At 57.2% G+C, this 26,323-nt stretch carries 28 protein-coding genes; 15 read left to right on the top strand and 13 right to left on the bottom strand.

Annotated elements, in window-relative coordinates; all coding sequences use genetic code 11:
* Positions 1 to 58 precede the first annotated feature (58 nt).
* From deoR to EKN83_RS04350, 3 genes are all read right to left on the bottom strand, one after another.
* The gene (gene deoR / locus EKN83_RS04360) at positions 59 to 817 is read right to left on the bottom strand and encodes a DNA-binding transcriptional repressor DeoR (protein WP_025756093.1); all 759 of its coding nucleotides are present in this window, start codon (positions 815 to 817) and stop codon (positions 59 to 61) included.
* A gap of 67 nt (positions 818 to 884) precedes the next feature.
* Positions 885 to 1,493 carry an undecaprenyl-diphosphate phosphatase gene (gene ybjG, locus EKN83_RS04355; protein ID WP_025756092.1) on the bottom strand — a complete coding sequence of 203 codons (609 nt, stop codon included), beginning with the start codon at positions 1,491 to 1,493 and terminating at the stop codon, positions 885 to 887.
* A 7-nt stretch (positions 1,494 to 1,500) separates the two neighbouring features.
* Positions 1,501 to 2,229: a phosphatase PAP2 family protein gene (locus tag EKN83_RS04350; RefSeq protein ID WP_045284550.1), complete on the bottom strand. Its 729-nt coding sequence runs from the start codon at positions 2,227 to 2,229 to the stop codon at positions 1,501 to 1,503.
* Positions 2,230 to 2,397: 168 nt separating this feature from the next.
* On the opposite strand from EKN83_RS04350, the gene EKN83_RS04345 reads away from it, so the two are divergent.
* Complete coding sequence (locus tag EKN83_RS04345) at positions 2,398 to 3,630, top strand: MFS transporter (protein WP_025756090.1); 1,233 nt, start codon at positions 2,398 to 2,400, stop codon at positions 3,628 to 3,630.
* Positions 3,631 to 3,700: 70 nt separating this feature from the next.
* Here the strand turns inward: EKN83_RS04345 and EKN83_RS04340 are convergent, their stop codons facing one another.
* On the bottom strand, positions 3,701 to 4,513 hold the full coding sequence (locus tag EKN83_RS04340) for a Cof-type HAD-IIB family hydrolase (RefSeq protein ID WP_126800401.1): 813 nt from the start codon (positions 4,511 to 4,513) through the stop codon (positions 3,701 to 3,703).
* Positions 4,503 to 5,717: an MFS transporter gene (locus EKN83_RS04335; RefSeq protein WP_025756088.1), complete on the bottom strand. Its 1,215-nt coding sequence runs from the start codon at positions 5,715 to 5,717 to the stop codon at positions 4,503 to 4,505. Before EKN83_RS04335 ends, EKN83_RS04340 begins: the two co-directional genes overlap by 11 nt.
* A gap of 81 nt (positions 5,718 to 5,798) precedes the next feature.
* On the opposite strand from EKN83_RS04335, the gene EKN83_RS04330 reads away from it, so the two are divergent.
* Together EKN83_RS04330 and EKN83_RS04325 are read left to right on the top strand one after the other, a co-directional pair.
* Complete coding sequence (locus tag EKN83_RS04330) at positions 5,799 to 6,362, top strand: TetR/AcrR family transcriptional regulator (protein ID WP_126800400.1); 564 nt, start codon at positions 5,799 to 5,801, stop codon at positions 6,360 to 6,362.
* A gap of 164 nt (positions 6,363 to 6,526) precedes the next feature.
* Positions 6,527 to 7,984, top strand: a complete 1,458-nt coding sequence (locus EKN83_RS04325; RefSeq protein WP_260591132.1) for a GGDEF domain-containing protein — start codon at positions 6,527 to 6,529, stop codon at positions 7,982 to 7,984.
* 69 nt (positions 7,985 to 8,053) lie between these two features.
* Here the strand turns inward: EKN83_RS04325 and arsC are convergent, their stop codons facing one another.
* From arsC to EKN83_RS04300, 4 genes are all read right to left on the bottom strand, one after another.
* A complete protein-coding gene (arsC, locus tag EKN83_RS04320; RefSeq protein WP_126800398.1) occupies positions 8,054 to 8,485 on the bottom strand; it encodes a glutaredoxin-dependent arsenate reductase in 432 nt (143 codons plus the stop codon).
* Positions 8,486 to 8,497: 12 nt separating this feature from the next.
* The gene (locus tag EKN83_RS04315; protein WP_126800397.1) at positions 8,498 to 9,787 is read right to left on the bottom strand and encodes an arsenic transporter; all 1,290 of its coding nucleotides are present in this window, start codon (positions 9,785 to 9,787) and stop codon (positions 8,498 to 8,500) included.
* A 40-nt stretch (positions 9,788 to 9,827) separates the two neighbouring features.
* Positions 9,828 to 10,148, bottom strand: coding sequence for a metalloregulator ArsR/SmtB family transcription factor (locus EKN83_RS04310; RefSeq protein WP_045284542.1), 321 nt, complete (start codon positions 10,146 to 10,148; stop codon positions 9,828 to 9,830).
* Between the two features lie 252 nt (positions 10,149 to 10,400).
* The gene (locus EKN83_RS04300) at positions 10,401 to 12,086 is read right to left on the bottom strand and encodes an aspartate:alanine antiporter (RefSeq protein ID WP_008503440.1); all 1,686 of its coding nucleotides are present in this window, start codon (positions 12,084 to 12,086) and stop codon (positions 10,401 to 10,403) included.
* A 274-nt stretch (positions 12,087 to 12,360) separates the two neighbouring features.
* Between EKN83_RS04300 and EKN83_RS04295 the strand changes: the two genes are divergently transcribed.
* Positions 12,361 to 12,735, top strand: a complete 375-nt coding sequence (locus tag EKN83_RS04295; RefSeq protein WP_045284541.1) for an inner membrane protein YbjM — start codon at positions 12,361 to 12,363, stop codon at positions 12,733 to 12,735.
* A 30-nt stretch (positions 12,736 to 12,765) separates the two neighbouring features.
* Here EKN83_RS04295 and EKN83_RS04290 read toward each other — a convergent pair whose 3' ends face one another.
* A complete protein-coding gene (locus EKN83_RS04290) occupies positions 12,766 to 13,035 on the bottom strand; it encodes a GrxA family glutaredoxin (RefSeq protein ID WP_006809455.1) in 270 nt (89 codons plus the stop codon).
* 184 nt (positions 13,036 to 13,219) lie between these two features.
* On the opposite strand from EKN83_RS04290, the gene nfsA reads away from it, so the two are divergent.
* From nfsA to EKN83_RS04230, 11 genes are all read left to right on the top strand, one after another.
* Positions 13,220 to 13,942 (top strand): nitroreductase NfsA, encoded by a 723-nt coding sequence (gene nfsA / locus EKN83_RS04285; RefSeq protein ID WP_095449403.1) that lies wholly within the window; start codon positions 13,220 to 13,222, stop codon positions 13,940 to 13,942.
* Positions 13,943 to 14,011: 69 nt separating this feature from the next.
* Entirely contained in the window at positions 14,012 to 14,914 is a 903-nt protein-coding gene (gene rimK, locus EKN83_RS04280) for a 30S ribosomal protein S6--L-glutamate ligase (RefSeq protein ID WP_025756080.1), read from the top strand.
* Between the two features lie 63 nt (positions 14,915 to 14,977).
* Positions 14,978 to 15,454, top strand: a complete 477-nt coding sequence (locus EKN83_RS04275; protein WP_025756079.1) for a YbjN domain-containing protein — start codon at positions 14,978 to 14,980, stop codon at positions 15,452 to 15,454.
* 351 nt (positions 15,455 to 15,805) lie between these two features.
* Complete coding sequence (potF, locus tag EKN83_RS04265; protein WP_025756078.1) at positions 15,806 to 16,918, top strand: spermidine/putrescine ABC transporter substrate-binding protein PotF; 1,113 nt, start codon at positions 15,806 to 15,808, stop codon at positions 16,916 to 16,918.
* Between the two features lie 143 nt (positions 16,919 to 17,061).
* The gene (gene potG / locus EKN83_RS04260; RefSeq protein WP_025756077.1) at positions 17,062 to 18,195 is read left to right on the top strand and encodes a putrescine ABC transporter ATP-binding subunit PotG; all 1,134 of its coding nucleotides are present in this window, start codon (positions 17,062 to 17,064) and stop codon (positions 18,193 to 18,195) included.
* A gap of 10 nt (positions 18,196 to 18,205) precedes the next feature.
* Positions 18,206 to 19,159 carry a putrescine ABC transporter permease PotH gene (potH, locus tag EKN83_RS04255; protein ID WP_047958117.1) on the top strand — a complete coding sequence of 318 codons (954 nt, stop codon included), beginning with the start codon at positions 18,206 to 18,208 and terminating at the stop codon, positions 19,157 to 19,159.
* The gene (potI, locus tag EKN83_RS04250) at positions 19,156 to 20,001 is read left to right on the top strand and encodes a putrescine ABC transporter permease PotI (RefSeq protein WP_023310934.1); all 846 of its coding nucleotides are present in this window, start codon (positions 19,156 to 19,158) and stop codon (positions 19,999 to 20,001) included. The genes potH and potI overlap by 4 nt, the downstream gene beginning before the upstream one ends.
* Before the next feature lie 65 nt (positions 20,002 to 20,066).
* Complete coding sequence (locus tag EKN83_RS04245; protein ID WP_025756075.1) at positions 20,067 to 20,540, top strand: YbjO family protein; 474 nt, start codon at positions 20,067 to 20,069, stop codon at positions 20,538 to 20,540.
* Between the two features lie 40 nt (positions 20,541 to 20,580).
* Positions 20,581 to 21,708: a 23S rRNA (uracil(747)-C(5))-methyltransferase RlmC gene (gene rlmC / locus EKN83_RS04240; protein ID WP_126800396.1), complete on the top strand. Its 1,128-nt coding sequence runs from the start codon at positions 20,581 to 20,583 to the stop codon at positions 21,706 to 21,708.
* Between the two features lie 72 nt (positions 21,709 to 21,780).
* A complete protein-coding gene (locus EKN83_RS04235; protein ID WP_025756073.1) occupies positions 21,781 to 22,488 on the top strand; it encodes a response regulator transcription factor in 708 nt (235 codons plus the stop codon).
* Positions 22,472 to 23,941, top strand: coding sequence for an ATP-binding protein (locus EKN83_RS04230; protein WP_126800395.1), 1,470 nt, complete (start codon positions 22,472 to 22,474; stop codon positions 23,939 to 23,941). Before EKN83_RS04235 ends, EKN83_RS04230 begins: the two co-directional genes overlap by 17 nt.
* A gap of 85 nt (positions 23,942 to 24,026) precedes the next feature.
* Here the strand turns inward: EKN83_RS04230 and artJ are convergent, their stop codons facing one another.
* The 3 genes from artJ to artQ form a co-directional block, all read right to left on the bottom strand.
* Positions 24,027 to 24,758 (bottom strand): arginine ABC transporter substrate-binding protein ArtJ, encoded by a 732-nt coding sequence (gene artJ / locus EKN83_RS04225; protein ID WP_126800394.1) that lies wholly within the window; start codon positions 24,756 to 24,758, stop codon positions 24,027 to 24,029.
* A 180-nt stretch (positions 24,759 to 24,938) separates the two neighbouring features.
* Positions 24,939 to 25,607 (bottom strand): arginine ABC transporter permease ArtM, encoded by a 669-nt coding sequence (artM, locus tag EKN83_RS04220; RefSeq protein ID WP_025756070.1) that lies wholly within the window; start codon positions 25,605 to 25,607, stop codon positions 24,939 to 24,941.
* Positions 25,607 to 26,323 (bottom strand): arginine ABC transporter permease ArtQ, encoded by a 717-nt coding sequence (gene artQ / locus EKN83_RS04215; RefSeq protein WP_025756069.1) that lies wholly within the window; start codon positions 26,321 to 26,323, stop codon positions 25,607 to 25,609. Before artQ ends, artM begins: the two co-directional genes overlap by 1 nt.

The raw sequence follows: 26,323 nt of genomic DNA, 5'->3' as shown, positions 1-26,323 counted from the left end.
ACCCGGCCTACGTTTTTCTCCCTCTCCCTGTGGGAGAGGGCATCAGACCGCACCCCACTTAATACATCAACTTCACCTGCTGCGCCTTCGCATGGGCCACTATCTCGTCATCCGGACGGCAGTCGCTGACGATGGCATCAAACTGCGCCAGTTCGCCCATTCTTGCCGAACGCACCTTGCCAAACTTACTGTGATCGACCACCAGTACGTGATACTGCGCTGCGCTCAGCGCCCAGTGCTTCACCGGTAACTCTTCCAGATTAAAGCAGGTTGCGCCCTGGCGGACACTGACGCCTGCGGCGGAATAAAACGCGATATCCGGGCATAAATTGCTGAGCGTGTCCTGCAGGTTAAGCGGCTTAAAAATCGCGTTGCTGGCGTGAAACTCACCGCCGCAAAGGATCACCCGGCACTCGGGCTTCTCCTGCAGCGCCAGAAAGGTGTTCAGGGAGTAGCACACGGCAGTGAACGGAATTGTGCTGTCGATGGCTTCGATAATCCACGGCGTGGTGGTACCGCAGTCAAAAAACAGCGTCTGGTGCGGCTGTACCAGGGAAGCCGCGAGCCGTGCAGCTTTGCGTTTCTCTTCAACCAGACGCGTCTTCTGGTCGCTGATCAGATAATGGCTGGCACTACGCGGCTCAAGCACAATATACCCGCCCAGCAGCACAACCGGCGCGCTCTCGCTGTTCAGATCCCGACGAATGGTCATCTCTGAGACGCCGAGGAGGGTGGCGGCTTCCTTAAGATGCAGCTTATCACTGCGCTTCAGCGCCTGTAGCAGCTGAGCAATGCGGTCATCGCGTCGTGTTTCCATAGTTCCTCGGCATAAAAAAGTGAACCCCCGCAGGGCGGGGGCTCAAGTGTAACCTGTCAGGTCGGGGTTAGTCACGTATCCAGCCTTTGCGGATCGGGATGGCGAAAACGGCCCGATAGAGTGAAGAGAGCCCGCGGTAGAGCGCTTCCCCGATAAGATTCCACAGGATCGCCGCGCTGACGCAGCCAATCAGTCCCACCAGGAAACCGCCCACCATATCCAGCGGCCAGTGGACGCCCAGATAAACGCGGGACCAGGCGATGGACACGGCCACCGCCATCAGCACCGCACCCGACCACAGGCGATGCCAGAACAGGAAGGCCAGCGCGAAGGTGAAGATCACCGTACCGTGATCGCTCGGGAACGAGTCATCTGGCGCGTGGTGCAGGAAGGTATAGCCGACGTGATCGACGAAAGGACGATCGTGGGGAAATGCGTGGCCGAGAATATAGCTCACCAGCACGCTTACGCCGAGCGCCATCGCCACTTTGATCACCAGCTGGCGCTGCGCTTTTACCTGACTGCGGGGACCCCACAGCCAGAGGATGGCGGCCAGCGCAGGCACGATACTGATCAGATCTTTTGCCAGGAAGGTGGCGAAATCGATCATCCACTCTGGCGAGGCCGGCGTGGCGTTGATCAGATAAAACAGCTGGTAATTCAGACTCTCTAACATAATGTCATCACTCTTTAGCAAACCAGGTGGAAACAAGGCCATAGACCACCACCTGGGAAAACCAGACCCACCACCCGGCCCACAGGTTGTGAGAGAAAAAATGTGCCCCGCGCATGACCTGGCCGAAGCCCATCGCCAGACCCAGCACCACGCCGAGGATCACAAAGCTCCAGGCGAGGCGCGGACGCTCGCGCCAGAAGGCAAAAAACAGCCCCATCACCATAAAGCCGCTGGAGGCATGACCGCCGGGGAAACAGCGACCCGGACCGCTGTCTGCCGGGACGGCGCTGAACAGGGGATAAGACACGGCTTTACCGCCATACTCCACCAGATCCCACGGACAGCTGTGATGGCTGATGCTTTTCAACGCCCCCACCACCAGTGCGCCGAGTCCCATCAGCAGCGCCGCCGTAACCAGCCTTGCGTTACGCTTGTAAGCACCGAATAACAGCGCCACGACCCCTAAGGCGATGGCGATGTACTTCGCCAGGCGATGGTTCAGCAGATCCAGCAGGTGGTCTTTCTGCAGCGGGAAGCTTTGCGTCGCCGCGTCATACCAAAAACCACTTATCCATCTGTCCAGCGCTTCATTGCGCGATAGCCACGTGAACACCACGGCAAGAGCAATCAGCACGAAAAGCTGATAACCATAAAAGCGGGTCGGTAAGCGGTAAAGGCGTTTTGTCTTATTTGTCTGTAAGTTAGATAATTCTGAGCGGCTGGACGTGAGTGACATAATTTGGGATCGTTGACGAGTCATCGGGCTATCATAAATCTGTCAACTTAAGGAAACCTTAAACGAAGACGATATGTGCTTTATTTCTGTTTATCCTCGATAAATCACTATCTCGGGCTGCGGCATTTCATTACACTCGTCGCGATTTTGTCATTATAAAGAGATTGCATGTTAAACCGTTCTTCTTCAGGTTCACGTCTGGGTCGTCAGGCGCTGCTTTTCCCTCTGTGTCTGGTGCTCTACGAATTTTCGACCTATATCGGCAACGATATGATTCAGCCCGGTATGCTGGCCGTTGTGGCGCAGTACAACGCGGGGATCGAATGGGTGCCGACCTCGATGACCGCCTATCTGGCAGGCGGCATGTTTTTGCAGTGGCTGTTAGGCCCGCTGTCGGATCGCATTGGCCGTCGTCCGGTGATGCTGACCGGCGTGGTGTGGTTCATCGTCACTTGCCTCGCCACGCTGCTGGCGCAAAACATTGAACAGTTTACCCTGCTGCGTTTCCTGCAGGGGGTGAGCCTGTGCTTTATCGGTGCCGTGGGGTATGCCGCCATTCAGGAGTCGTTTGAAGAGGCGGTGTGTATCAAAATTACCGCGCTGATGGCGAACGTGGCGCTGATCGCCCCGTTACTCGGGCCGCTGGTGGGTGCCGCGTGGGTGCACGTTGCGCCCTGGGAAGGGATGTTTGTCCTCTTTGCGGTTCTCGCCGCCATCGCCTTCTTTGGCCTGCACCGTGCGATGCCGGAAACGGCGACCCGCATTGGCGAGAAACTCTCGCTAAAAGAGCTGGGTCGGGATTACAAAGCCGTGCTGAAGAATGGCCGCTTTGTGGCCGGTGCGCTGGCGACAGGGTTTGTCAGCCTGCCGCTGCTGGCGTGGATTGCGCAATCACCGGTTATTATCATCAGCGGTGAAAAGCTCAGCAGCTACGAGTACGGTCTGTTGCAGGTGCCGATTTTTGGCGCGTTGATTATCGGTAACCTGGTGCTGGCGCGTCTGACGTCACGCCGCACCGTGCGCTCGCTGATTATCATGGGCGGCTGGCCGGTTGCCGCGGGGCTGATTCTGGCGGCGGTGGCGACCGTGGTGTCCTCCCACGCTTATTTGTGGATGACGGCGGGGCTCAGCCTCTATGCCTTTGGAATTGGCGTGGCGAACGCCGGGCTGGTGCGCCTGACGTTGTTCGCCAGCGAGATGAGTAAAGGGACGGTCTCCGCGGCGATGGGAATGCTGCAGATGCTGATTTTTACCGTCGGTATCGAGGTGAGCAAGCATGCTTACGCGTTGGGAGGCAACGGTCTGTTCAGTCTGTTTAACCTCGCCAACGGCGTGCTGTGGGTTGGCCTGATGGTGGTGTTCCTGAAGGACAAACGCGTCGGAAACGCCCTGCAACCTTAATCTGTTTATTCCCTCTCCCCCATTGGGGAGAGGGCCAGGGTGAGGGGGGAGGGCACCAAACCGCACACGGTCAATTAAACGGCGCCTCCCCATTCAATACCTTCTCAATCACGTTTAAAACGCCTTCCTCGTTATTGTGCGGTGCTTCAAAGCGAGCCACCGCTTTAATATGCGGTCCGGCATTCGCCATCGCAAAGCTGAAGCCCGACTGACGCAGCATCTCCACGTCGTTGCCGCTGTCCCCGAAGGCCACCACCTCGCTGTTATCTATCCCCCAGCGCTGTTGCAGGATCCGCAGACCGTTGGCTTTATGCACGCCCGGGATAATCAGGTCGATACTGCCGTGACCGGTGGTGACGGGTACCATGATGTCGCTCAGCTTTTCATGCAGCAGCGCCTGAATAGGCGGAATTTCATCGTCAGAGACGTTAAGCCCAAACTTGAAGAAAATATCGTTCAGATTGTCAAAATTGCTGACCATTTCGAGCCGGTGATAGTACTTCGCCGCGATAGCCTTGAAGCTCTCGTCATAGCACTTTAGCGTATAGGCACTGCTCTTCCCGCAGGCGATGATCTCAATGCCCGGGACGTCGTTCAGCACGTTTGCGACGGTCTCAAAATGGGCCTTCGACAGTTCACCGTTAAAGACGTCTTCACCTTCACTCACGACCCAGCCGCCATTTTCCGCGACGAACGCAATCTCATGCGCAATCTCCGGGAAGAACGAGATCAGCTGGTAGTACTGGTTGCCGCTGGCGACCACAAAACGAATGCCCTGCGCCTTCATGCGGGCGTACTGGGCCAGAAAACGTTCGCGATTATAGGTTTTGGCATCGCTCAGAAAAGTACCATCCATGTCGACGGCGATCAGTTTAACGCTCATATCCCTTCTCCAGTGTCGTTTGTTTCGTTTCCGGCCTGGCCACGGCGCGCGCCACCAGCGCCGCGATGATGACCAACCCTAACACCACCAGCATGGCGCTGCGCAGCCCGTAATGCTCACCCAGGAAGCCGAGCAGCGGCGGCCCGACCAGGAAGGCGAGATAGCCGGTGGTTGCCACTACGCTGACGCGCGTCGGGGCATCCGGGCCGGTGTCGCTGGCGGCTGAAATGGTCAGCGGGAAGCCAAGTGAGGCCCCCAGACCCCAGAGGATCACCGAGACGCCGGCAATCCAGCCCACATCCACAAAGATGATCATCGCGATACCCAGGCCGCCGAGCAGGGCGCTGGCGCGCACCACCGCCACGCGGCTGTAGCGGTCGATAAACCAGCCGCCGGTGAAGCGTCCGACGGTCATTCCCAGCGTAAACCCGGCGTAAATCAGCGAACCGGAAGTCGGGCTGAAGCCGTGACCGTCCACCATCAGCAGCGGCAGCCAGTCGTTGGCGGAACCTTCCGCGAATGCCATCGCCAGCACCACCACGCCAATCAGCATCAGTTGATAATCGCGGTAGAAGGGCAGCCCCTTTTCGGCCGAGTGCTGTTCGTCCGCGGCGTTCTTGCCGTTACCGTTCGGGATGGCACGGATGCCGATCAGAATCGGAATGATGCACACCAGCGCCGCCAGCAGGATATGCAGATTCGCGCTTACGCCAGCAGCCGTCAGCGCCATGCCCACGCCAGCACCGGCCAGCGTGCCGAGGCTATAGAAGCCGTGCATCATGGGCAGCACGGTTTTGTTCATCTCGCGCTCAACCGCGGCCCCTTCAACGTTTATCGCCACTTCCGCTGAGCCTAAGCTGCCGCCAAATACCGTCAGCCCCAGAGCAAACAGCACCGGTGAGGCAAACCAGAGCGCCGCACTCAGCACTATCATCCCAATCACCCCGCAGCACATGGTCGTGCGGATCACCGCCCGCGTACCGAAGCGCTTCACCAGCCACGCGGAGCAGAGGATGCCGCTCATCGAACCTATCGACAGGCCGAACAGCACGATGCCCATCTCAGCGGTAGAGACGGACAAAATATCGCGAATGGCGGGCGTACGCGTGGCCCAGGAGGCCATCAGCAGGCCCGGAATAAAGAAGAACATAAACAGCGCCCACAGGCGGAGCTGCAGGGCTTTACGGGGAGAGGTTTGCGTCATCGGGGTTGCACCAGAAGTACATCAATAGCGACAACACTAGCAAGTTTGTGTACATTTGTACACAAACCACGTGAGGAATTTATGAGCAGACCACCGAACGATCCGCATCGCCGGGAGAAGATCCTGCAGGCAACGCTCGATACCATTGCTGAACACGGTATTCACGCCGTCACGCACCGTAAAATCGCCACCTGCGCCGGCGTGCCGCTGGGGTCGATGACCTACTATTTTGACGGAATGGAGCCGCTGCTGGAGGAGGCCTTCACGTGGTTTACCCGGCAGATGTCGCAGCAGTACCGGGATTTCTTCGCGGGTGTCACCGGCCCGGAGATGGCGTGCGAATCCATCACCACCCTGATCCACAGTTCGCAGGTGACGACGCCGCACAACATGGCGCTGATGTATCAGCTCTACGCCTTCATGCACCGCAGCGCGGCGCTCAAAACGGTGATGCAGGACTGGATGAAGATGAGCCAGACCACGCTGGAGCAGTGGTTTGACCCGGTCACCACCCGCGCGCTGGATGCCTTCATCGAAGGGATGACGCTGCACTACGTGACTGACCGGACACCGTTATCGCGCGAGGAGATCAGGGCGATGGTGGGAAGGATTGCGGGCGTTACACCGGTAAGTAAAATAAATTAGTTTATATTTTTCAATGTATTACGATTTTCCTTCATATTGACAATCCGGACTGATCAAGTGACTATCCACCGCGTTGGTTATTTACTGTTCAGTGGTTGAGGTTGGCGTTGGGTGAAAAAGTAAGTACATGGTTCGTGCAGGTTAGTCTGGCAAAAAAGAGAGCGTTGCTAGTCCTGGTGATTTTGGTTCAGGCGGGTCTGCTGATTGGGCATTTGCTCTACCAGCGCGGCTATGTGGAGGATAACGCTGCACGTATCCTTCGCAACACGGCCATTCTCCAGTCCCAGCAGTTTGATACCAGCCTCAACGCGATGCGCTACCAGATGCGCTTTATCGGTAATGCCTTTCTGCTCAACCATACGGTCACGCCTGAAAACGCACAGTCATTCCTGAAAGGAGAGCTGAAGCGCGCCTGGCTGGATGGCATTATCGTCTTTGATGAAGACGGTCATTTTCTCAGCACCCGCGCATTATTTACTTTCGAGCACGCGCTGGACGCTTCTACGCTTGCGCAGGCCAGCTTCCGGCAGCGCCCTCTCTTTAACGATTTTCGCCGGGATGAAGTCACCGAAAGTTTGTTTTACTGGCGGAGCAACGGTACAGATAAAAACATGGTGGGGTTCGTGATGTTCCGTGCGGTGCGCGATGCCCATGGACGCTTTCTGGGCGGTGCGGTGGGTTTCTTCAATGGTCACTCTATGAACGATATGTTCCGCAAAATGGAAGTGCAGGGCTTCGATTTAGGCCAGGGCGGGGCAATGGCGGTCCTTGACCGGGATAATGCAGTGCAGCTTGCCCGCATGGGGGCGAATGGCGGTACGCAATTGAACACCTCCGATCCGCATCTCGCGAAGCTGCTGGAATACGCGAGCGATACCGCACAGGTCCACCAATACACCTCTCCGATTGATGGCGTTGAACGTATGGGGGTATTTCTCAACCTTAACGAGCGCAAATGGGTGCTCGCCGTCGGGCTGGCCCGAAAAGATGTGCTGCACGGCTGGTATTATCAGGCCCTGTGGACGGCGCTGGCGATTCTGGTGATCTCCCTTACGCAGTGGTTTCTTATGCACTATATCCACGTCAACGCCCCGCAGCGGGCGCGTTTCCAGCAGGAGGCGCGGCACGATCCGCTCACCGGGCTGGCAAACCGTCGCCAGTTTGATGAGTGGTCTTTGCGGGCCTGCAATCTTGCCCGTCGGCATCAGCAGCCTCTGTGTCTGATGAGCATGGATCTGGATTTCTTTAAGCGCATTAACGACACCTGGGGTCATGACGGCGGCGATGCGGTGTTGAAGCACATTGGAAACGTGCTTCCGGCACTGGTGAGAGGCAGCGACATTGCCTCGCGCTTTGGCGGGGAAGAGTTTGTCGTGGCCATGCCGCATACCTCTCTGGAGGCGGCCGCAGAGATCGCCGAGCGCGTACGGATGAGCCTTGCCAGCCAGAATGTCGACTTCAACGGGCAGACGATCCGCTTCACCGCCAGCATAGGACTCGCGTGCATGACCCCGGATGAACTTGAAATAGAACATGGCATGCAGTCAGCCCTGGCACGCGCCGATCAGGCGCTATATCGTGCGAAACGTGAAGGGCGCAACCGCGTCTGCGTGGCGAGCTAGCGGGCGGCTGTCTTCGCCATGAGCTCAGAGCCTGACTGGATCAGGCTCTGTCGTCCTTCTGAAGATGGATTATTTTTTCAGGCGCTTCTTCCCGCTCTCATCCACTACCACTTCGCCATCCTCTTTGGTAAACGCCCCTTTTTGCGCATCCGGCAGAATGTCGAGCACGACTTCAGAGGGACGGCACAGGCGCGTGCCCAACGGCGTCACCACGATCGGACGGTTTATCAGGATTGGGTGCTGCAGCATCAAATCGATAAGCTGGTCGTCGCTGAATTTATCTTCGGCAAGGCCGAGTTGTTCATAGGGCTCCACGTTTTTACGCAGCAGATCCCGCACTGAAATGCCCATGTCGGCAATCAGTTTACTCAGTTCATCGCGTGATGGCGGGGTATCCAGATAGAAGATAATTTCTGGCTCCGCGCCGCTGTTGCGGATCATTTCCAGCGTATTGCGCGAGGTGCCGCAGGCGGGGTTGTGATAAATAGTGATGTGGCTCATATCAGTGGCTCATTACAGTGTGAAGGAGAGACGTAGCGCCAGCGCGGCGAGCGTCACAAACAGGACCGGCAGCGTCATGATGATGCCCGTCCGGAAATAGTCGCCCCAGGTAATCGTCATGTTTTTCTGCGCCAGCACGTGGAGCCAGAGCAGGGTGGCGAGGCTACCGATGGGCGTGATTTTCGGCCCCAGATCGCAGCCAATCACGTTGGCGTAATTCATCGCGTCCTTAATTAATCCTGTTGCCGTGCTGCCATCAATGGAGAGTGCGCCAATCAGCACCGTGGGCATGTTGTTCATTATGGATGACAGAAACGCGGTGATGAACCCGGTACCCAACGTGGTGGCCCATAATCCGTGTCCGGCCAGGCTATTCAGAACGCCTGTGAGTGAATCTGTCAGCCCGGCATTGCGCAGGCCATACACCACCAGATACATCCCCAGCGAGAAGATAACGATCTGCCAGGGCGCGCCACGCAGCACTTTTCCGGTGTTTATCGCATGTCCGCGTTTTGCGACGGCAAACAAAATCAGCGCGCCTGCAGTCGCAATGGCGCTGACCGGAATCCCGAGCGGTTCAAGCACGAAGAAGCCGACCAGAAGCAGCAGCAGGACGATCCAGCCTGTTCTGAACGTCGGGAGATCGTGAATGGCCCGAGCGGGTTCGCGGAGTTTTGCCAGGTCATATGCCGGGGGAATGTCTTTGCGAAAGAACAGATGCAGCATCACCAGCGTTGCGGCAATCGCGGCGATATCTACCGGGATCATCACCGAGGCGTATTCGCTGAACCCCAGCGAAAAGAAGTCTGCCGAGACAATGTTGACCAGGTTAGACACAATCAGCGGCAGGCTGGCGGTATCGGCGATAAAACCTGCCGCCATGACAAACGCCAGCGTGGCCTGCTTGCTGAACCCCAGCGCCAGCAGCATGGCGATAACGATTGGGGTCAGGATCAGCGCCGCGCCGTCATTGGCAAACAGCGCCGCCACGGCTGCGCCCAGCAGGACTATCCAGGTAAACAGCAATCTTCCGCGACCGTTCCCCCAGCGGGCGACGTGCAGCGCTGCCCACTCGAAAAAGCCGGACTCATCGAGCAGCAGGCTGATAATGATGACGGCAATAAACGTTGCCGTGGCGTTCCAGACAATATTCCAGACCACCGGAATATCGCTAATGTGGATCACGCCGCTGGCGAGCGCCAGCCCGGCGCCAAGGGTGGCACTCCAGCCGATACTCACCCCTTTGGGTTGCCAGATGACCAGTACCAGTGTAAACAGAAAAATAGCCCCTGCCAGAAACATTTTTTACTCCATTACATCTGTTTTTGTGAATGTGTTTTGCTTAGCACGAGCCCGGAAGTCGGTTTTTCAGCTTCAGGCGCGTCTCTTCCCGCAGGCAGTTCCAGCTGGTGTCGATGACGGCTGCCGCCCATGCAGGCATGTTGGGAGAGAGACGGTAATGGACCCACTTACCCTCGCGGCGGTCGATCACCAGCCCGGACTCGCGCAGCAGGGCCATATGGCGCGAGACTTTCGGTTGCGGCTCGTTGGTGGCGGAGCAGAGATCGCAGACGCACAGCTCGCCGGCTTCGCGGAGCAGCATGACGATGGCGAGCCGCGTTTCGTCGGCGAGGGTTTTGAAGAGGTGGAGTGGGTGGAGCATGGGGTTCCCTGCGGGTGTGATTTTTATATGCGTTTAATCATATGTGTTTTGGTGGCAAGAGAGAAGGCGAGATTTCAGGAAGGAGAATTTCAGGCAACAAAAAACCCATCAACCTTGAACCAAAACGGCGGGGTTGATGGGCTCCACAAATTGGGGACATCAAAGAAAAGCAGTGGCACTAGTTATGACTGCCCCCTGATTAAAAAGTTCTGCGCGTAACAAAAATTTTTTCGTTATGCGCAAACATCAGCGTTATCCGAGTCCTGGCCAGATGATGATGATCAGCGTACCCGCCAGCGTCAGCAGTACGTTAGCGATAGCATACGTGCCCGCATAGCCCAGCGCAGGGATGTTGCTGCGCGCGGTATCGCTGATGATTTCCATGGCCGGCGCACAGGTACGCGCCCCCATCATTGCCCCAAAGAGCAGGGCGCGGTTCATGCGCAGCACATAGGCGCCGAACAGGAAGCAGATCACCACAGGTACCAGGCTGACGATAAGTCCGGAAACCAACATCTGCCAGCCGACAGCGCCCAGGCTGTGGCCAATGCCGCTGCCGGCGCTTAAGCCAACGCCCGCCATAAAGACCATCAGACCGAACTCTTTCACCATGTTCAGCGCGCCCTGCGGAATGTAGCCGAAGGTCGGGTGGTTCGCTCGCAGGAAGCCCAGCATGATCCCGGCGAACAGCAGCCCGGCGGCGTTACCGATGCCGAAGCTAAAGTTGCTGAACTGGAAGGTGATCATCCCGATCATCAGGCCAACGATAAAGAAGGCGCAGAAGGCCAGCAGGTCGGTGACCTGGCTGTGAATGGAGATAAAGCCGATGCGGTCGGCGACGGTTTTCACGCGGCGGGCGTCACCGCTCACCTGCAGCACGTCACCTTTATTCAGGACAACGTTGTCGTCGATGGGCATCTCAATCTGGCTGCGGATCACGCGGTTGAGGAAGCAGCCATGGTCGGTCAGCTTCAGCTGCGCCAGACGGCGGCCCACGGCGTTATGGTTTTTCACCACGATCTCTTCGGTGACGATACGCATGTCGAGCAGATCGCGATCGAACACCTCTTTGCCGTTACGGAAGCTTGGGTCGAGACGCGCGTGGGCATCCGGGTAACCCACCAGCGCGATGTCGTCGCCCATCTGCAGCACCGCATCGCCGTCCGGGTTCGCCAGAATGCCGTTGCGGCGGATACGTTCGATGTAGCAGCCCGTCTGGCGGTAAATACCCAGCTCGCGGAGGTTTTTGCCGTCCGCCCAGGCCACCAGCTCCGGCCCGACGCGGTAGGCGCGGATCACCGGGAGATAAACTTTACGTTTGGAGTCGGTATCCAGACCACGCTCGCGGGCGATTTGCTGGGCGCTGGTCTGCAGATCCTGATGCTGCAGTTTTGGCAGATAGCGTGCGCCCACAATCAGGCTCACCAGACCAATCAAATAGGTCAGGGCATAGCCCAGGCTCAGGTGGTCGAGGGCGGTAGAGAGCTGTTCCCCGGCCATACCGGAATGGCGCAGGGTATCACCGGCACCCACCAGCACGGGGGTGGAGGTCATGGAGCCTGCCAGCATACCGGCCGTTAACCCGATATCCCAGCCAAACAGTTTGCCCAGCCCTAAGGCGATCAGCAGCGCGCTGCCGACCATCACCAGCGCCAGCATCAGATAATTTTTGCCGTCACGGAAGAAAATTGAAAAAAAGTTAGGTCCCGCTTCCACGCCAACACAAAAAATAAACAGCATAAAACCTAAGTTGAGCGCGTCCGTGTTAATGCTGAAATGCTGCTGGCCTAATAATAAGGAGACGACTAAAACGCCAATGGAATTACCCAGTTGAACTGAACCGAGACGCAATTTACCCAGGCAAAGACCCAGCGCCAGTACCACAAATAATAACAGGATGTAATTCCCGTTTAACAAGTCTGCGACGTTTATATTCACGGAGGCTAACTTCTTGTTTACCAGTAAGTTGTTGAATGAAAGGACTATTTGGGCTACTGTTTTCTGGGTCAGGGAACGCGTGCAACACTCCCTGTTTCCTAATTTATTCCCTAAAACATTAGCTGGCCGATAGTTTAATCGTATTAGCTACTGACAGCTACCTATTATCGCATAACCCTGTGCGGGCTTTGGCAAGGATTGCCACATTGCTTTATCTGACTGGGCGTCCACTGGACGAAGCTGTATTTGATAGAGATGAAGTCAGGAGGATAGTTTGAACATTACACGGAACTGGGCGGGGGTGATCAGCTGCTTTTTGCTGTTTATCGTCGTATGCATGGCGCTCGCTTTTAATGTGAAAGGGGCGTTCAGGGCTGCCGGTCACCCGGAGCTCGGGCTGCTCTTTTTTACCCTGCCGGGAGCGGCAGCCAGTTTCCTCTCCCGTAAAGGGGAGGTGGTTAAGCCACTGATCGGCGCCATGCTGGCCGCACCGCTCTGTTTGCTGCTGATGCGGTTACTGTATGTCCCGACGAGAAGTTTCTGGCAGGAGCTGGCGTGGTTACTGAGTGCGGTATTCTGGTGCGCGCTGGGGGCGCTGTGCTATTTGTTTGTGTGCAGTCTGCTTAAGCACTGGCGACACCACAAATAAAAACGCCCTCCAGGTGAGGGCGTCTTAGCGTTACTGGGCGGCAAACAGACCCAGATGCTCTTTAGCGTAAGCTTCAAAGTCGGTGCAGCCACCAATGTGTTTCTGATCGAGGAAAATCTGCGGTACGGTTTCAACCGGTTTACCCACGGTTTTTTCCAGATCGGCTTTGGTGATGCCTTCTGCGTGGATATCCACATAGCGGAAGTTAAAGTCATCACGCTCTTCAGTCAGTTTTTCAGCCAGCTCTTTTGCGCGCACACAGTAAGGGCATCCTGGACGACCAAAAATTACTGCAAACATTTCTCTCTCCTCAAAAAACAAGCCTGACGGCGAATAGGACATATAGTGCCCGATAACCTGCCGTCATTAAAGAAGGTTTCGCCTGTCACTTTGATACAGTAAGGCTATGTTTCGCCAATTACACCGCGCAAATCATTGCCTATACTGGCTGCAATACGGTTTAAGCACGACAAAGAGAGACAAGATGACACCAACGATTGACCTGCTCCTTTCCCATCGTTCCATTCGACACTTCACCGGTGAACCAATTACCGAAGCGCAGCGCGAAGCGATTATTAACAGCGCAAGGGCGACCTCCAGCTCCAGCTTCCTGCAGTGCAGCTCCATTATCCGCATCACCGACCCGGCCCTGCGCGAGCAGCTGGTTACGCTCACCGGCGGGCAGAAACACGTGGCGCAGGCCGCGGAGTTCTGGGTGTTCTGTGCCGACTTTAACCGCCACCTGCAGATCTGCCCTGAGGCCGAATTAGGCCTGGCAGAACAGCTGCTGCTGGGCGTAGTGGATACCGCGCTGATGGCGCAAAACGCCTTTACGGCGGCGGAGTCGCTGGGGTTAGGCGGTGTGTATATCGGCGGGCTGCGTAACAACATTGAAAGCGTGACCGAACTGCTGAAGCTGCCAAAACATGTCCTGCCGCTGTTTGGCCTGTGCCTTGGCTGGCCGGCGGATAACCCGGATCTGAAGCCGCGTATTCCTGCTGCCATGCTGGTGCACGAAAACCACTACCAGCCGCTCGATCGCGACGTGCTGGAGCAATACGACGAGGAGCTGGCGCACTACTATATGACCCGGGGGAGCAATACCCGTCGCGATACCTGGAGCGACCATATTCGCCGCACTATCATTAAAGAAAATCGTCCGTTTATTCTTGATTACCTGCACAAACAGGGCTGGGCGACGCGATAGTCCATTTATCCTGTGCCTGCCTGCGTATATGATACGCAGGCTTTTTCCATGTCTTTAGCGAGGTGCAGGGTGAAAATTGCCATATTATCCCGGGATGGAACGCTCTATTCATGTAAACGCCTACGAGAAGCGGCGGCAAAGCGCGGGCATCAGGTTGAAATCCTCGATCCGATGTCCTGCTATATGAACATCGATCCCGCGGCCTCATCGATTCACTACAAAGGCCGCAAGCTGCCGCATTTTGATGCGGTGATCCCCCGCATCGGCTCCCAGATCACCTATTACGGCACCGCCGCGCTGCGCCAGTTCGAGATGCTGGGCAGCTACCCGCTCAACGAATCTGTCGCCATTTCCCGCGCCCGGGATAAGCTGCGCTCGCTGCAGCTGCTCGCCCGGCAGGGGATCGATCTTCCGGTGACCGGTATCGCTCACTCCCCGGACGACACCAGCGATCTCATCGACATGGTGGGCGGCGCGCCGCTGGTCATCAAGCTGGTGGAGGGCACCCAGGGCATTGGCGTGGTGCTGGCGGAGACGCGTCAGGCGGCGGAGAGCGTTATTGACGCTTTCCGGGGCCTCAATGCGCACATCCTGGTGCAGGAGTATATTGAAGAAGCTAAAGGACGTGATATTCGCTGCTTCGTGGTGGGTAACGAGGTGGTGGCGGCCATCGAACGCCAGGCGAAAGAGGGCGATTTTCGCTCCAATCTCCATCGCGGAGGCATTGCGCGGGTGGCGACGATCAGCGATCGTGAGCGTGAGATAGCGGTGAAAGCCGCGCAAACGCTGGGGTTGGATGTCGCGGGCGTCGATCTTCTGCGGGCGACGCGCGGGCCGCTGGTGATGGAGGTGAACGCCTCGCCGGGGCTGGAAGGCGTGGAAAAAACCACAGGGGTCGATATTGCGGGTAAAATGATCGCATGGATCGAGCGTCATGCGACCCCAGGTTACTGTCTGAAAACGGGTGGGTGAATGGTATTGATCGCACTTTTTGCGTACCCTATGCGAAGTTTTTATTAAAGAGGCTGCACAGCGATGGATTTACAGGTCGTTCCAACACTGGATACGTTACGTCAATGGCTCGATGATGCGGGTATTACGTTCTTTGAATGTGACTCCTGCCAGGCGCTGCATCTGCCTCATATGCAGAATTTCGACGGCATTTTTGACGCCAAAATCGATCTCATTAACGACGTGATCCTCTTCTCCGCGCTGGCTGAAGTGAAGCCGTCTGCGCTGCTGGCGCTGGCCTCGGACCTGTCAGCGATCAACGCCAGTTCTTTGACGGTGAAAGCATTTCTCGACATACAGGATGATAATCTGCCAAAACTGGTCGTTTGCCAGTCTTTATTCTCCGGTGCCGGGCTGTCGTTCAAGCAGTTCGCCTGGTTTATGCGCTTGAGCGAAGAGCAAATTTCCATGGTCATGATGGAAGCCAGTGCACACCATCTCCTGTACAGCACGGAAGACGATGCAGAGAATAATGATGCATCTCCCAATTTTCTTCACTAAACCTGTCTGACTTTTGCGCAGTCGCTGCCATAGCGGCTGCAGAAGGCCATTTTTTCTGCTGCTTTTAACCTTTCCTTAAAGAATTTTTCACCTCCCCAAAGGCCATTTCGGCTTATCACGTAGACATAACCTGCATAAAAAATTGATAAAAGGCGTTTTTTCGTCTGGGCTATAGCCGGGGACACGGGCTACAGTTATTCTTGCGATGCTTAAAAAAGCGAGCGGAGGCTGCCGGATAAAGAGGTTTCTTTTTATTTCGGGCAGAGCGACAAACTATGCATGATTTTTGCATATATCCAGATTGCACAGTTTTAGTTCGTTTGTTAACGAGCTTTCAGAAGGAATAACACTATGATCGCCTTAAATAAAAAATGGTTATCGGGTCTGGTTGCGGGTGCTCTGATGGCCGTCTCTGCCGGCACGCTCGCTGCGGAACAAAAAACGCTGCACGTTTACAACTGGTCTGACTATATTGCGCCGGACACGGTCGCGAATTTTGAAAAAGAGACCGGCATTAAAGTGGTCTATGACGTGTTCGATTCCAACGAAGTGCTGGAAGGCAAACTGATGGCCGGCAGCACCGGCTTCGACCTCGTGGTACCGTCCGCGAGCTTCCTGGAGCGTCAGCTTACTGCCGGCGTCTTCCAGCCGCTGGATAAGAGCAAATTACCGAACTGGAAAAACCTCGACCCGGAAGTGCTGAAGCTGGTGGCCAAACACGACCCGGAGAACAAATACGCTATGCCGTATCTGTGGGCGACTACCGGTATTGGCTACAACGTCGATAAAGTCAAAGCGGCGCTGGGCCCGGATGTCAAGCTGGACAGCTGGGACGTGGTGCTGAAGCCGGAAAACCTTGCGAAGCTGAAAAGCTGCGGCGTCTCCTTCCTTGATGCGCCGGAAGAGATCTTCGCCACCGTGCTGAACTACCTGGGCAAAGATCCGAACAGCAACAAGGCGGATGATTACACCGGTCCGGCGACGGATCTGCTGCTGAAGCTGCGTCCAAACATTCGTTACTTCCACTCGTCTCAGTACATCAATGACCTGGCGAACGGTGACATCTGCGTCGCGATTGGCTGGGCAGGGGACGTATGGCAGGCGGCTAACCGCGCGAAAGAGGCGAAAAACGGCGTGAATGTCTCCTACTTCATTCCGAAAGAGGGGGCGCTGGCCTTCTTTGACGTCTTCGCGATGCCGACGGATGCGAAAAACAAAGATGAAGCTTATCAGTTCCTCAACTACCTGATGCGTCCTGACGTGATCGCCCACATCAGCGACCACGTTTACTACGCAAACGGTAACAAGGCCTCCGTGCCGCTGGTGAGCGAAGAAATCCGTAATAACCCGGCTATCTATCCGCCAGCGGATGTGTTCGCCAAGCTCTTCACCCTGAAAGTTCAGGATCCAAAAATTGACCGTGTGCGTACCCGCGCGTGGACCAAGGTGAAAAGCGGTAAATAACGGCGTTTGGTATTGTTGCCCGGTGGCGCTATCGCTTACCGGGCCTATACAAGCCGTAGGCCGGGCAAGCGTTAGCGCCGCCCGGCGATGCGCACCCTGACGGTGCGTTTGCACCAGTTTTGATCTATGCCGGAGAGCACCCCGTGAATGACGCGATCCCCCGCCCGCAGGCGAAAGTCCGTAAAGCGCTGACCCCGCTTCTTGAAATTCGTAACCTCACCAAATCTTTCGATGGCCAGCATGCCGTGGACGACGTCAGCCTGACTATCTATAAAGGCGAAATTTTTGCCCTTCTGGGGGCGTCCGGCTGCGGCAAATCGACCCTGCTGCGTATGCTGGCCGGTTTTGAACAGCCCACGGCCGGGCAGATCATGCTTGATGGCGTGGATCTCTCCAGCGTGCCGCCGTATCAGCGCCCCATTAACATGATGTTCCAGTCCTACGCCCTGTTTCCGCACATGACGGTGGAGCAGAACATCGCCTTTGGCCTGAAGCAGGATAAGCTGCCGAAGGCTGAAATAACCGCGCGCGTGGCCGAGATGCTGAGCCTGGTGCATATGCAGGAGTTCGCGAAACGTAAACCGCACCAGCTCTCTGGCGGCCAGCGTCAGCGTGTGGCGCTGGCCAGAAGCCTGGCAAAACGCCCGAAACTGCTGCTGCTTGATGAGCCGATGGGGGCGCTGGATAAAAAACTGCGCGACCGTATGCAGCTCGAAGTGGTGGATATTCTCGAACGCGTGGGCGTGACCTGCGTGATGGTCACCCACGACCAGGAAGAAGCCATGACCATGGCCGGACGGATCGCGATCATGAACCGCGGCAAGTTCGTGCAGATTGGCGAGCCGGAAGAGATTTATGAGCATCCGACCACCCGCTACAGCGCAGAGTTCATCGGTTCGGTTAACGTCTTTGAAGGGCTGCTGAAAGCGCGTCAGGAAGATGGCCTGATCATCGAATCGCCGGGGCTGCAGCATCCGCTTAAGGTCGATCCGGATAACTCCGTGGTAGATAACGTGCCGGTCTACGTCGCGCTGCGCCCGGAGAAGATCATGCTGTGCGACGATCCGCCTGCCGATGGCTATAACTTTGCCGTGGGTGAAGTGGTGCACATTGCCTATCTGGGTGACCTCTCCATCTACCACGTACGCCTGAAAAGCGGGCAGATGCTGAGTGCCCAGTTGCAGAACGAACACCGCTATCGCAAAGGCCAGCCAACCTGGGGTGACGAGGTGCGCCTGTGCTGGGATGCGGACAGCTGTGTTGTGCTGACGGTATAAGGAGCGGCCAATGAGTACACTTGAACCTCCAGCCCGCGCAGGTAAACCGGGCGGCGTTGCCAGCTGGCTGACGCGCATGCAGATGAACCACGGCCGCAAGCTGGTGATCGCCATGCCTTACGTGTGGCTGATCCTGCTGTTTCTGCTGCCGTTCCTGATTGTTTTCAAGATAAGCCTGGCGGAAATGGCGCGGGCGATCCCGCCCTATACCAACCTGCTGGACTGGGCCGACGGGCAACTGACGCTGACGCTGAATCTCGGCAATTTCCTGCAGCTGACGGATGACCCGCTCTATTTCGAGGCGTACCTGCAGTCGCTGCAGGTGGCGGCGATCTCGACGCTCTGCTGCCTGGTCATGGGCTATCCGCTGGCGTGGGCCGTGGCGCACAGTAAACCGTCGACGCGGAATATTTTGCTGCTGCTGGTGATCCTGCCGTCGTGGACCTCGTTCCTGATCCGCGTTTACGCGTGGATGGGGATCCTGAAAAACAACGGCGTGCTGAACAACTTCCTGATGTGGTTAGGCGTTATCGATCAGCCGCTGACGATCCTGCACACCAACCTCGCGGTTTATATTGGCATTGTGTACGCCTATCTGCCGTTTATGGTGCTGCCGATCTATACGGCGCTGACGCGTATTGATTACTCGCTGGTGGAAGCCTCGCTGGATCTTGGTGCCCGTCCGTTAAAAACCTTCTTCAGCGTCATTGTCCCGCTGACCAAAGGCGGCATTATCGCCGGGTCGATGCTGGTCTTTATCCCGGCGGTAGGGGAGTTTGTGATCCCGGAACTGCTCGGCGGGCCAGACAGCATCATGATTGGTCGCGTGCTGTGGCAGGAGTTCTTCAATAACCGCGACTGGCCGGTGGCGTCGGCGGTGGCGATCGTGATGTTACTGCTGCTGATCGTGCCGATCATGTGGTTCCACAAGCATCAGCAGAAACAGATGGGAGACCACGGATGAACAACTTACCGGTAGTGCGCTCCCCGTGGCGAATAGCGATCCTGGTTATCGGCTTCACCTTCCTGTATGCGCCGATGCTGATGCTGGTGATCTACTCGTTCAACAGCTCCAAACTGGTGACGGTGTGGGCCGGCTGGTCGACGCGCTGGTACAGCGAGCTGTTCCACGATGATGCGATGATGAGCGCGGTGGGGCTGAGCCTGACCATTGCGGCGCTGGCGGCGACAATGGCGTCCGTTCTGGGCACGATCGCCGCGCTGGTGATGGTGCGCTTCGGCCGTTTTCGCGGTTCGAACGGGTTTGCCTTTATGATCACCGCGCCGCTGGTCATGCCCGACGTCATCACCGGCCTTGCGCTGCTGCTGCTGTTCGTGGCGCTGGCGCATGCCATCGGCTGGCCGGCGGATCGCGGCATGCTCACCATCTGGCTGGCGCACGTCACCTTCTGTACCGCGTATGTCGCGGTGGTGATCTCCTCGCGCCTGCGCGAGCTGGATCGCTCCATTGAAGAGGCGGCGATGGATCTCGGCGCGACGCCGCTGAAGGTCTTTTTCATCATCACCCTGCCGATGATTATGCCGGCGGTGATCTCCGGCTGGCTGCTGGCGTTTACCCTGTCGCTCGACGATCTGGTGATCGCCAGCTTTGTCTCCGGCCCTGGCGCGACGACGCTGCCGATGCTGGTCTTCTCCAGCGTACGCATGGGGGTCAACCCGGAGATCAACGCCCTGGCCTCGATCATCCTCGGCGTGGTCGGAATTGTCGGATTTATCGCCTGGTATTTGATGGCGCGCGCGGAAAAGCAGCGCGTGCGTGATATCCAGCGTGCAAGACGCGGCTGAAGGATTTAAAATTTCCAGTGATGTGCCGCGCATGACGCGGCACTGTTTTTCAGGGAAGTAAAACATTGGGATTATTAAAGAAATCACGTATTACGCACGCGCGTCCTAACGTTCCTGCTCTGGTTCAGGTGGCGGCGCTCGCCATTATTATGATCCGCTGCCTGGATGTGCTGATGATTCTCAACACCCTGGGCGTGCGCGGCATCGGTGAGTTTATTCACCGCAGCGTGCAGACGTGGAACCTGACGCTGGTCTTTTTGAGCAGCCTGATGCTGGTCTTTATCGAGATCTACTGCGCATTCTCGCTGGTCAAAGGGCGCAACTGGGCGCGCTGGGTCTATCTGCTGACGCAGGTGACCGCGGCGAGCTATCTGTGGGCGGCTTCGCTGGGATACGGCTACCCGGAACTGTTCAGCATTGCCGGCGGATCCAAACGCGAAATCTTCCACGCGCTGGTCATGCAGAAATTGCCGGATATGCTGGTGCTCCTGTTGCTCTTTGCGCCAGCTTCAAGCCGACGGTTCTTCCGCCTGCAATAATGTGTATAATCGCTGCCCTCGCTTTCCTTAAGGTTTTCATATGCAGTGCGCACTCTATGACGCCGGACGCTGCCGCTCCTGTCAGTGGATAGAACAGCCGGTCTCTCAACAACTCACCGCCAAAATGACCGACCTGCAACAGCTGCTGGCAGCACACGCGGTGGCGGAGTGGTGCGCACCCGTCAGCGGCCCGGAGCAGGGCTTTCGTAATAAAGCCAAAATGGTGGTCAGCGGCAGCGTTGAAAAACCGCTGCTCGGGATGCTGCATCGCGACGGCACGCCGGAAGATTTAACCGACTGCCCGCTCTATCCTGCCTCCTTTGCGCCTGTTTTTGCCGCGCTGAAACCGTTTATCGCGCGGGCCGGGTTAACGCCTTATAACGTCGCCCGCAAGCGCGGTGAGCTGAAATACCTGCTGCTGACGGAGAGTCAGGCAGATGGCGGCATGATGCTGCGTTTTGTGCTGCGCTCGGAAACCAAACTGGAGCAGCTGCGCGAGGCGCTGCCGTGGCTGCAGGAACAGCTTCCGCAGTTAAAGGTCATAACCGCAAACATTCAGCCGGTGCATATGGCGATCATGGAAGGGGAGAAAGAGATCTACTTGACCGAGCGACACGCGCTGGCCGAGAACTTCAACGGCGTGCCGCTGTGGATCCGCCCGCAAAGCTTCTTCCAGACGAACCCGACGGTGGCGAGTGCGTTATACGCCACCGCCCGCGACTGGGTACGGTCGCTGAATATCCATCATATGTGGGATCTGTTCTGCGGCGTCGGGGGTTTTGGCCTGCACTGCGCCACGCCCCAGATGCAGCTCACCGGGATTGAGATCTCTGCCGAAGCCATTGCCTGTGCGAAACAGTCCGCCGCCGGGCTGGGTTTGACGAATATCCACTTCCAGGCGCTGGACTCCACGCAGTTCGCGACCGGCCAGGGCAACGTGCCGGCGCTGGTGCTGGTCAACCCGCCGCGCCGTGGCATCGGCAAGGCGCTGTGCGACTACCTGAGCCAGATGGCGCCGGAGTACATCATCTACTCCAGCTGCAATGCGCAGACCATGGCGAAAGACATCGCTCAACTGCCGGGCTATCGCGTTGAACGCGTTCAGCTTTTCGATATGTTCCCGCATACCGCCCATTATGAAGTGTTGACGTTGCTCGTAAAATCTTAAACAAAATGTGAACTCTTCATTCCTGCGAAATCAGGTAAGCTTACGTCATAAGACATGAATGAAGGCTTACCCATGAAGCAGATCCTGCTGGTGGAAGATGACCACGATATCGCGGCGCTTCTGCGACTCAATTTAGAAGACGAAGGCTACGCCATCACCCACGAGCCCGACGGGGGCAACGCCCTGCAGCGTCTTGAAAAACAGCCGTGGGATGCGGTGATCCTCGACCTGATGCTGCCCAACGTTGACGGGCTGGAGATTTGCCGCCGTATTCGTCAGATGACGCGTTACCTGCCGGTCATCATCATCAGCGCCCGCAGTAGCGAAACTGACCGCATTACCGGGCTGGAAACCGGTGCCGATGACTATCTGGCAAAACCGTTTTCGGTGCAGGAGTTGATTGCGCGCATCAAAGCCCTGTTTCGCCGCCAGCAGGCGATGGGGCAGGCGCAAACCGACGGTCACATTCAGGCTCACGGTCTGACCATCGATCCGCTGGCGCGCAGCGTGCTGCTTCATGGCCAGGTGGTGGATCTCACCCCGCGTGAATTCGAGCTGCTCTACTTCTTTGCCCGTCATCCTGGCGAGGTGTTTTCGCGTCTGGCCCTGCTGGAGCAGGTCTGGGGCTACCAGCACGAAGGCTACGAGCACACTGTGAACACCCACATCAACCGCCTGCGCATCAAGATTGAGAAGGATGCCGCCGAGCCGGAGATCATTCGCACCGTCTGGGGCAAGGGCTACAAATTTGCGGAGGCGCACCATGATGCGCCGCTTTAGCCTCAGCCAGCGCCTGACGCTGCTGTTTATCCTGCTGATGATGCTCTGCGCCGCCGTTGCCTGCGCAGTACAGCTCTACAGCAGTATGCAGTACGGTAATGCTATGGTGCAGCGGTTGTCGGGCGGGCTGGCGCAGCAGATTGTCCAGCGTGAACCGATTCTGGACGCGCAGGGCAGGGTTGACCGCAGCGCGCTGAAACCGCTGTTTGACCGGCTGATGACCTTTAACCCCAGCGTTGAGCTGTACGTCGTCTCCCCGGACGGCACGCTGCTGGCCGATGCCGCGCCGCCGGGCCATATTCAGCGACAAACCATTGACCTTGCGCCGGTGCAGAGCTTCCTCAGCGGCGAGGTCATGCCAATCTATGGCGACGATCCGCGCAGCCAGAGTAAAAAAGTCTTCAGCGCGACGCCGTTACGTCAGGACGGCGAGCTTAAAGGCTATCTGTACATTATTTTGCAGGGCGAGGAGTCGAACGCGCTGGCGGAAATGGCCTGGCATAAGGCGCTCTGGAGTACCGTCCTCTGGTCCCTGCTGTGGGTGGCGCTGTTTGGACTGCTGGCAGGCTTACTGATCTGGTACTGGGTCACGCGTCCGGTCAAACGCCTGACCCGCGAAGTGGCGGGGCTGGAGCAGGACAGCATCAGCGCCATCAGGCAGCTGGCGGCGCAGCAGCCGGACGCGGCGGCGAAAGATGAAGTGGCGCTCCTGCGCAGCAGTTTTATCGAGCTGGCGCGTAAAATCACCCGTCAGTGGGATCAGCTGGCGGACAGCGATCGCCAGCGCCGGGAGTTTATCGCCAATATCTCGCACGATCTCCGCACACCGCTGACGTCGCTGCTGGGCTATCTCGAAACCCTGTCGCTCAAATCTGCGACCCTGACGCCGCAGGAGCACCAGCAGTATCTCGCCACCGCCCTGCGTCAGGGGCAAAAGGTGCGTCATCTTTCCCAGCAGCTGTTTGAGCTGGCGCGCCTTGAACACGGCGGCATTAAACCGCAGCGTGAGCGTTTCGCGATGGCGGAGCTGATTTCCGACGTGGCGCAGAAGTTTGAATTAACCGCCCGCACGCGGCAGGTGAACCTGCATATTGATGTGCCGGGACCGCTGCCGCTGATTAACGCCGATGTGTCGATGATTGAGAGGGTGGTGACCAACCTGCTCGATAACGCGATGCGGCATACGCCAGCGGGCGGGGAGATCCGTCTGGCGGTCTGGCAGGAGAATCAACAGCTTCAGGTCGAAGTGGCCGACAATGGCACGGGTGTCGATGCCGCGCTGCGCGACGATCTGTTCCAGCGGCCGTCGGCGTTGACGACCCAGGCATCACGCGAGGATCGCGGCGGGTTAGGGCTGCTGATTGTGAAAAGGATGCTGGAGCTGCACGGAGGCGGGATCAGGCTGATGGAGTCGGTGAGTGGGGCGCGTTTTCGCTTCTTTGTTCCGCTGTAGAATTGCCGGATGACGCTACGCTTATCCGGCCAGGAATTCCCCCCGTAGGCCGGGTAAGGCGTAGCCGCCACCCGGCAAAAAAATCTTACTGCGGGAACCACTGCTCGCTGATTTTCTGATACGTACCGTCGGCTTTAATCGCTTTCAGCGCGCCGTTCAGTTTTTCCAGCAGGGTTTTGTTATCCGGACGTACCGCGATGCCGAGGCCCGTGCCGAAGTACTGCGGATCGGTCACTTTTTCCGTTGCGGTGCCCAGCTGCGGGTTGGTTTTCAGCCATTCGTTCACCACGGCGGTATCACCGAATACGCCATCGATACGGCCGTTTTTCAGGTCGATAATCGCATTCTGGTAGCTGTCATAGGCCACGGTTTTCACTTCAGGATGCTTGTCCTGCAGGTACTTCTGGTGGGTGGTGCCGTTTTCCATCCCGATGCGTTTGCCTTTCAGCTCGTCGAAGGTCTTGTACGCCCCTTTCTTCGCAATCACCACCGCCGAGTTGGCGTAGTACGGGTCGGTGAAGGCCACCTGCTTGCTGCGCTCAGGCGTGATGTCCATACCGGAGATCACCGCATCGTATTTTTTAAATTTCAGCGACGGGATCAGGCTGTCGAAGGCATGGTTGGTAAAGGTGCAGTCGGCCTGCATCTGTTTGCACAGCGCTTTCGCCAGGTCGATATCGAAACCGACGATCTGGTTGCTGGCATCCAGCGATTCAAACGGCGGATAGGTGGCGGAAACGCCAAAATTGATTTTATCCGCAGCGGATGCGCCAGCGGCGAACGTTGCCAGTAAGGCGGCCAGAACTAACTTTTTCATTATCATACTCCCGTCTGTAGGTCCTATGAATAAACAATGCCAGTAAATGAATTTATATTCAATAAAAATGATTAAATATTATTTATGATATAAAAAAAAGCGGATAACCAGAAGGTTACCCGCATTGATGTTTATATTTTATGCATTCTGTAGGTCGGGTAAGGCGAAGCCGCCACCCGACTAATTCCGGCGCTCAAACGCCAGCGCTTTACGCTCGATCAGGCGCATCATCAGCGTCAGTAGACCGTTCACCACCAGATACACCACGCCCGCCGCACCGAACACCATCACATCATAGGTGCGTCCGTACAGCAGCTGTCCGTGCCCCATCACTTCCATCAGGGTGATGGTGTAGGCCAGAGAGGTACTCTTGAACACCAGCACCACTTCGTTGGAGTAAGAGGAGAGGGCGCGCTTAAAGGCGTACGGCAGCAGGATCGCCAGCGTGTCTTTCTTGCTCATGCCCAGCGCCCCGCAGGACTGCCACTGTCCTTCCGGAATGGCACGGATCGCCCCATAGAACAGTTGGGTGGTATAGGCCGCACTGTTCAGCGAAAGGGCTATCAGGGCACACAGCCACGGCTCAGAAAGCAGGTGCCAGATAACCGGATACTCCTGCAGCGACGGGAACTGGCCCGGGCCGTAATAAATCAGGAATATCTGCACCAGCAGCGGCGTACCGGTAAACAGGGTGATATAAGCGCGCACAATCCACACCAGCACCGGCGTTTTCAGCGTCAGGATGATGGTGAAAATGAGCGCCAGGATCAGCGCCACGATGATGGACGCCACGGTCAGCGTCAGGCTGGTGTGCAGCCCTTTCATCAGCTCGGGAAAGTATTCAAGCATCAGCCTGGTCTCCGTTCAAAGCGCGTGGCACGCAGGTCAATACGCTTGAGGATGTACTGACTGAGCAACGTGATCACCAGGTAGATCGCCGCCGCCACAATGTACCAGGTAAAGGGTTCCTGGGTACGGGTGGCGATGCTTTTGGTTTGCAGCATCAAATCGTTAACGCTTATCAGGCTTACCAGTGCGGTATCTTTCAGCAGCACCAGCCACTGGTTGCCGAGGCCCGGCAGGGCATGACGCCACATCTGCGGCATCACCAGACGGAAGAAGATCGCGGATTTCGACAACCCTAACGCCTGACCCGACTCCCATTGCCCCTGCGGCACGGCCTTCAGCGCACCGCGCAGGGTTTGCGACGCGTACGCGGAGTAGAGCAGGGAGAGGGCAATCACGCCGCACAGGAACGGGCTGACGTCGAAGTTTTCAATCTGCATCTGCACCGGAATCTGCGCAAAACCGAGATTGAGGGTAAAGCCGTCCGACAGCGTAAGCAGCAGCTGTGAGGAGCCGAAATAGATAAACAGGACCACCAGAATTTCCGGTAGTCCACGCAGCACGGTGACCAGCGCGGAGCCTGTCCAGGCGACGGGGAACCATTTCGCGGATTCCCACACCGCAAAGAACATCGCCAGCACAAGGCCGATAATCAGTGCGCAAACGGCAAGGCCGACGGTCATCCCGGCGGCGCTTGCTAAAGGAAAAATTTCATTCAT

The organism is Enterobacter sp. WCHEn090032, from assembly GCF_003986875.1.
Classification (GTDB): domain Bacteria; phylum Pseudomonadota; class Gammaproteobacteria; order Enterobacterales; family Enterobacteriaceae; genus Enterobacter; species Enterobacter sichuanensis.
This window is presented reverse-complemented; position numbering and strand designations above follow the sequence as displayed.

Coding starts and splice junctions, on each gene's coding strand:
- deoR (WP_025756093.1), bottom strand. CDS start 817: ATGGAAACACGACGCGATGACCGCATTGCTCAGCTGCTACAGGCGCTG.
- ybjG (WP_025756092.1), bottom strand. CDS start 1,493: ATGTTAGAGAGTCTGAATTACCAGCTGTTTTATCTGATCAACGCCACG.
- EKN83_RS04350 (WP_045284550.1), bottom strand. CDS start 2,229: ATGTCACTCACGTCCAGCCGCTCAGAATTATCTAACTTACAGACAAAT.
- EKN83_RS04345 (WP_025756090.1), top strand. CDS start 2,398: ATGTTAAACCGTTCTTCTTCAGGTTCACGTCTGGGTCGTCAGGCGCTG.
- EKN83_RS04340 (WP_126800401.1), bottom strand. CDS start 4,513: ATGAGCGTTAAACTGATCGCCGTCGACATGGATGGTACTTTTCTGAGC.
- EKN83_RS04335 (WP_025756088.1), bottom strand. CDS start 5,717: ATGACGCAAACCTCTCCCCGTAAAGCCCTGCAGCTCCGCCTGTGGGCG.
- EKN83_RS04330 (WP_126800400.1), top strand. CDS start 5,799: ATGAGCAGACCACCGAACGATCCGCATCGCCGGGAGAAGATCCTGCAG.
- arsC (WP_126800398.1), bottom strand. CDS start 8,485: ATGAGCCACATCACTATTTATCACAACCCCGCCTGCGGCACCTCGCGC.
- EKN83_RS04315 (WP_126800397.1), bottom strand. CDS start 9,787: ATGTTTCTGGCAGGGGCTATTTTTCTGTTTACACTGGTACTGGTCATC.
- EKN83_RS04310 (WP_045284542.1), bottom strand. CDS start 10,148: ATGCTCCACCCACTCCACCTCTTCAAAACCCTCGCCGACGAAACGCGG.
- EKN83_RS04290 (WP_006809455.1), bottom strand. CDS start 13,035: ATGTTTGCAGTAATTTTTGGTCGTCCAGGATGCCCTTACTGTGTGCGC.
- nfsA (WP_095449403.1), top strand. CDS start 13,220: ATGACACCAACGATTGACCTGCTCCTTTCCCATCGTTCCATTCGACAC.
- EKN83_RS04275 (WP_025756079.1), top strand. CDS start 14,978: ATGGATTTACAGGTCGTTCCAACACTGGATACGTTACGTCAATGGCTC.
- potF (WP_025756078.1), top strand. CDS start 15,806: ATGATCGCCTTAAATAAAAAATGGTTATCGGGTCTGGTTGCGGGTGCT.
- potH (WP_047958117.1), top strand. CDS start 18,206: ATGAGTACACTTGAACCTCCAGCCCGCGCAGGTAAACCGGGCGGCGTT.
- potI (WP_023310934.1), top strand. CDS start 19,156: ATGAACAACTTACCGGTAGTGCGCTCCCCGTGGCGAATAGCGATCCTG.
- rlmC (WP_126800396.1), top strand. CDS start 20,581: ATGCAGTGCGCACTCTATGACGCCGGACGCTGCCGCTCCTGTCAGTGG.
- EKN83_RS04235 (WP_025756073.1), top strand. CDS start 21,781: ATGAAGCAGATCCTGCTGGTGGAAGATGACCACGATATCGCGGCGCTT.
- EKN83_RS04230 (WP_126800395.1), top strand. CDS start 22,472: ATGATGCGCCGCTTTAGCCTCAGCCAGCGCCTGACGCTGCTGTTTATC.
- artJ (WP_126800394.1), bottom strand. CDS start 24,758: ATGAAAAAGTTAGTTCTGGCCGCCTTACTGGCAACGTTCGCCGCTGGC.
- artM (WP_025756070.1), bottom strand. CDS start 25,607: ATGCTTGAATACTTTCCCGAGCTGATGAAAGGGCTGCACACCAGCCTG.
- artQ (WP_025756069.1), bottom strand. CDS start 26,323: ATGAATGAAATTTTTCCTTTAGCAAGCGCCGCCGGGATGACCGTCGGC.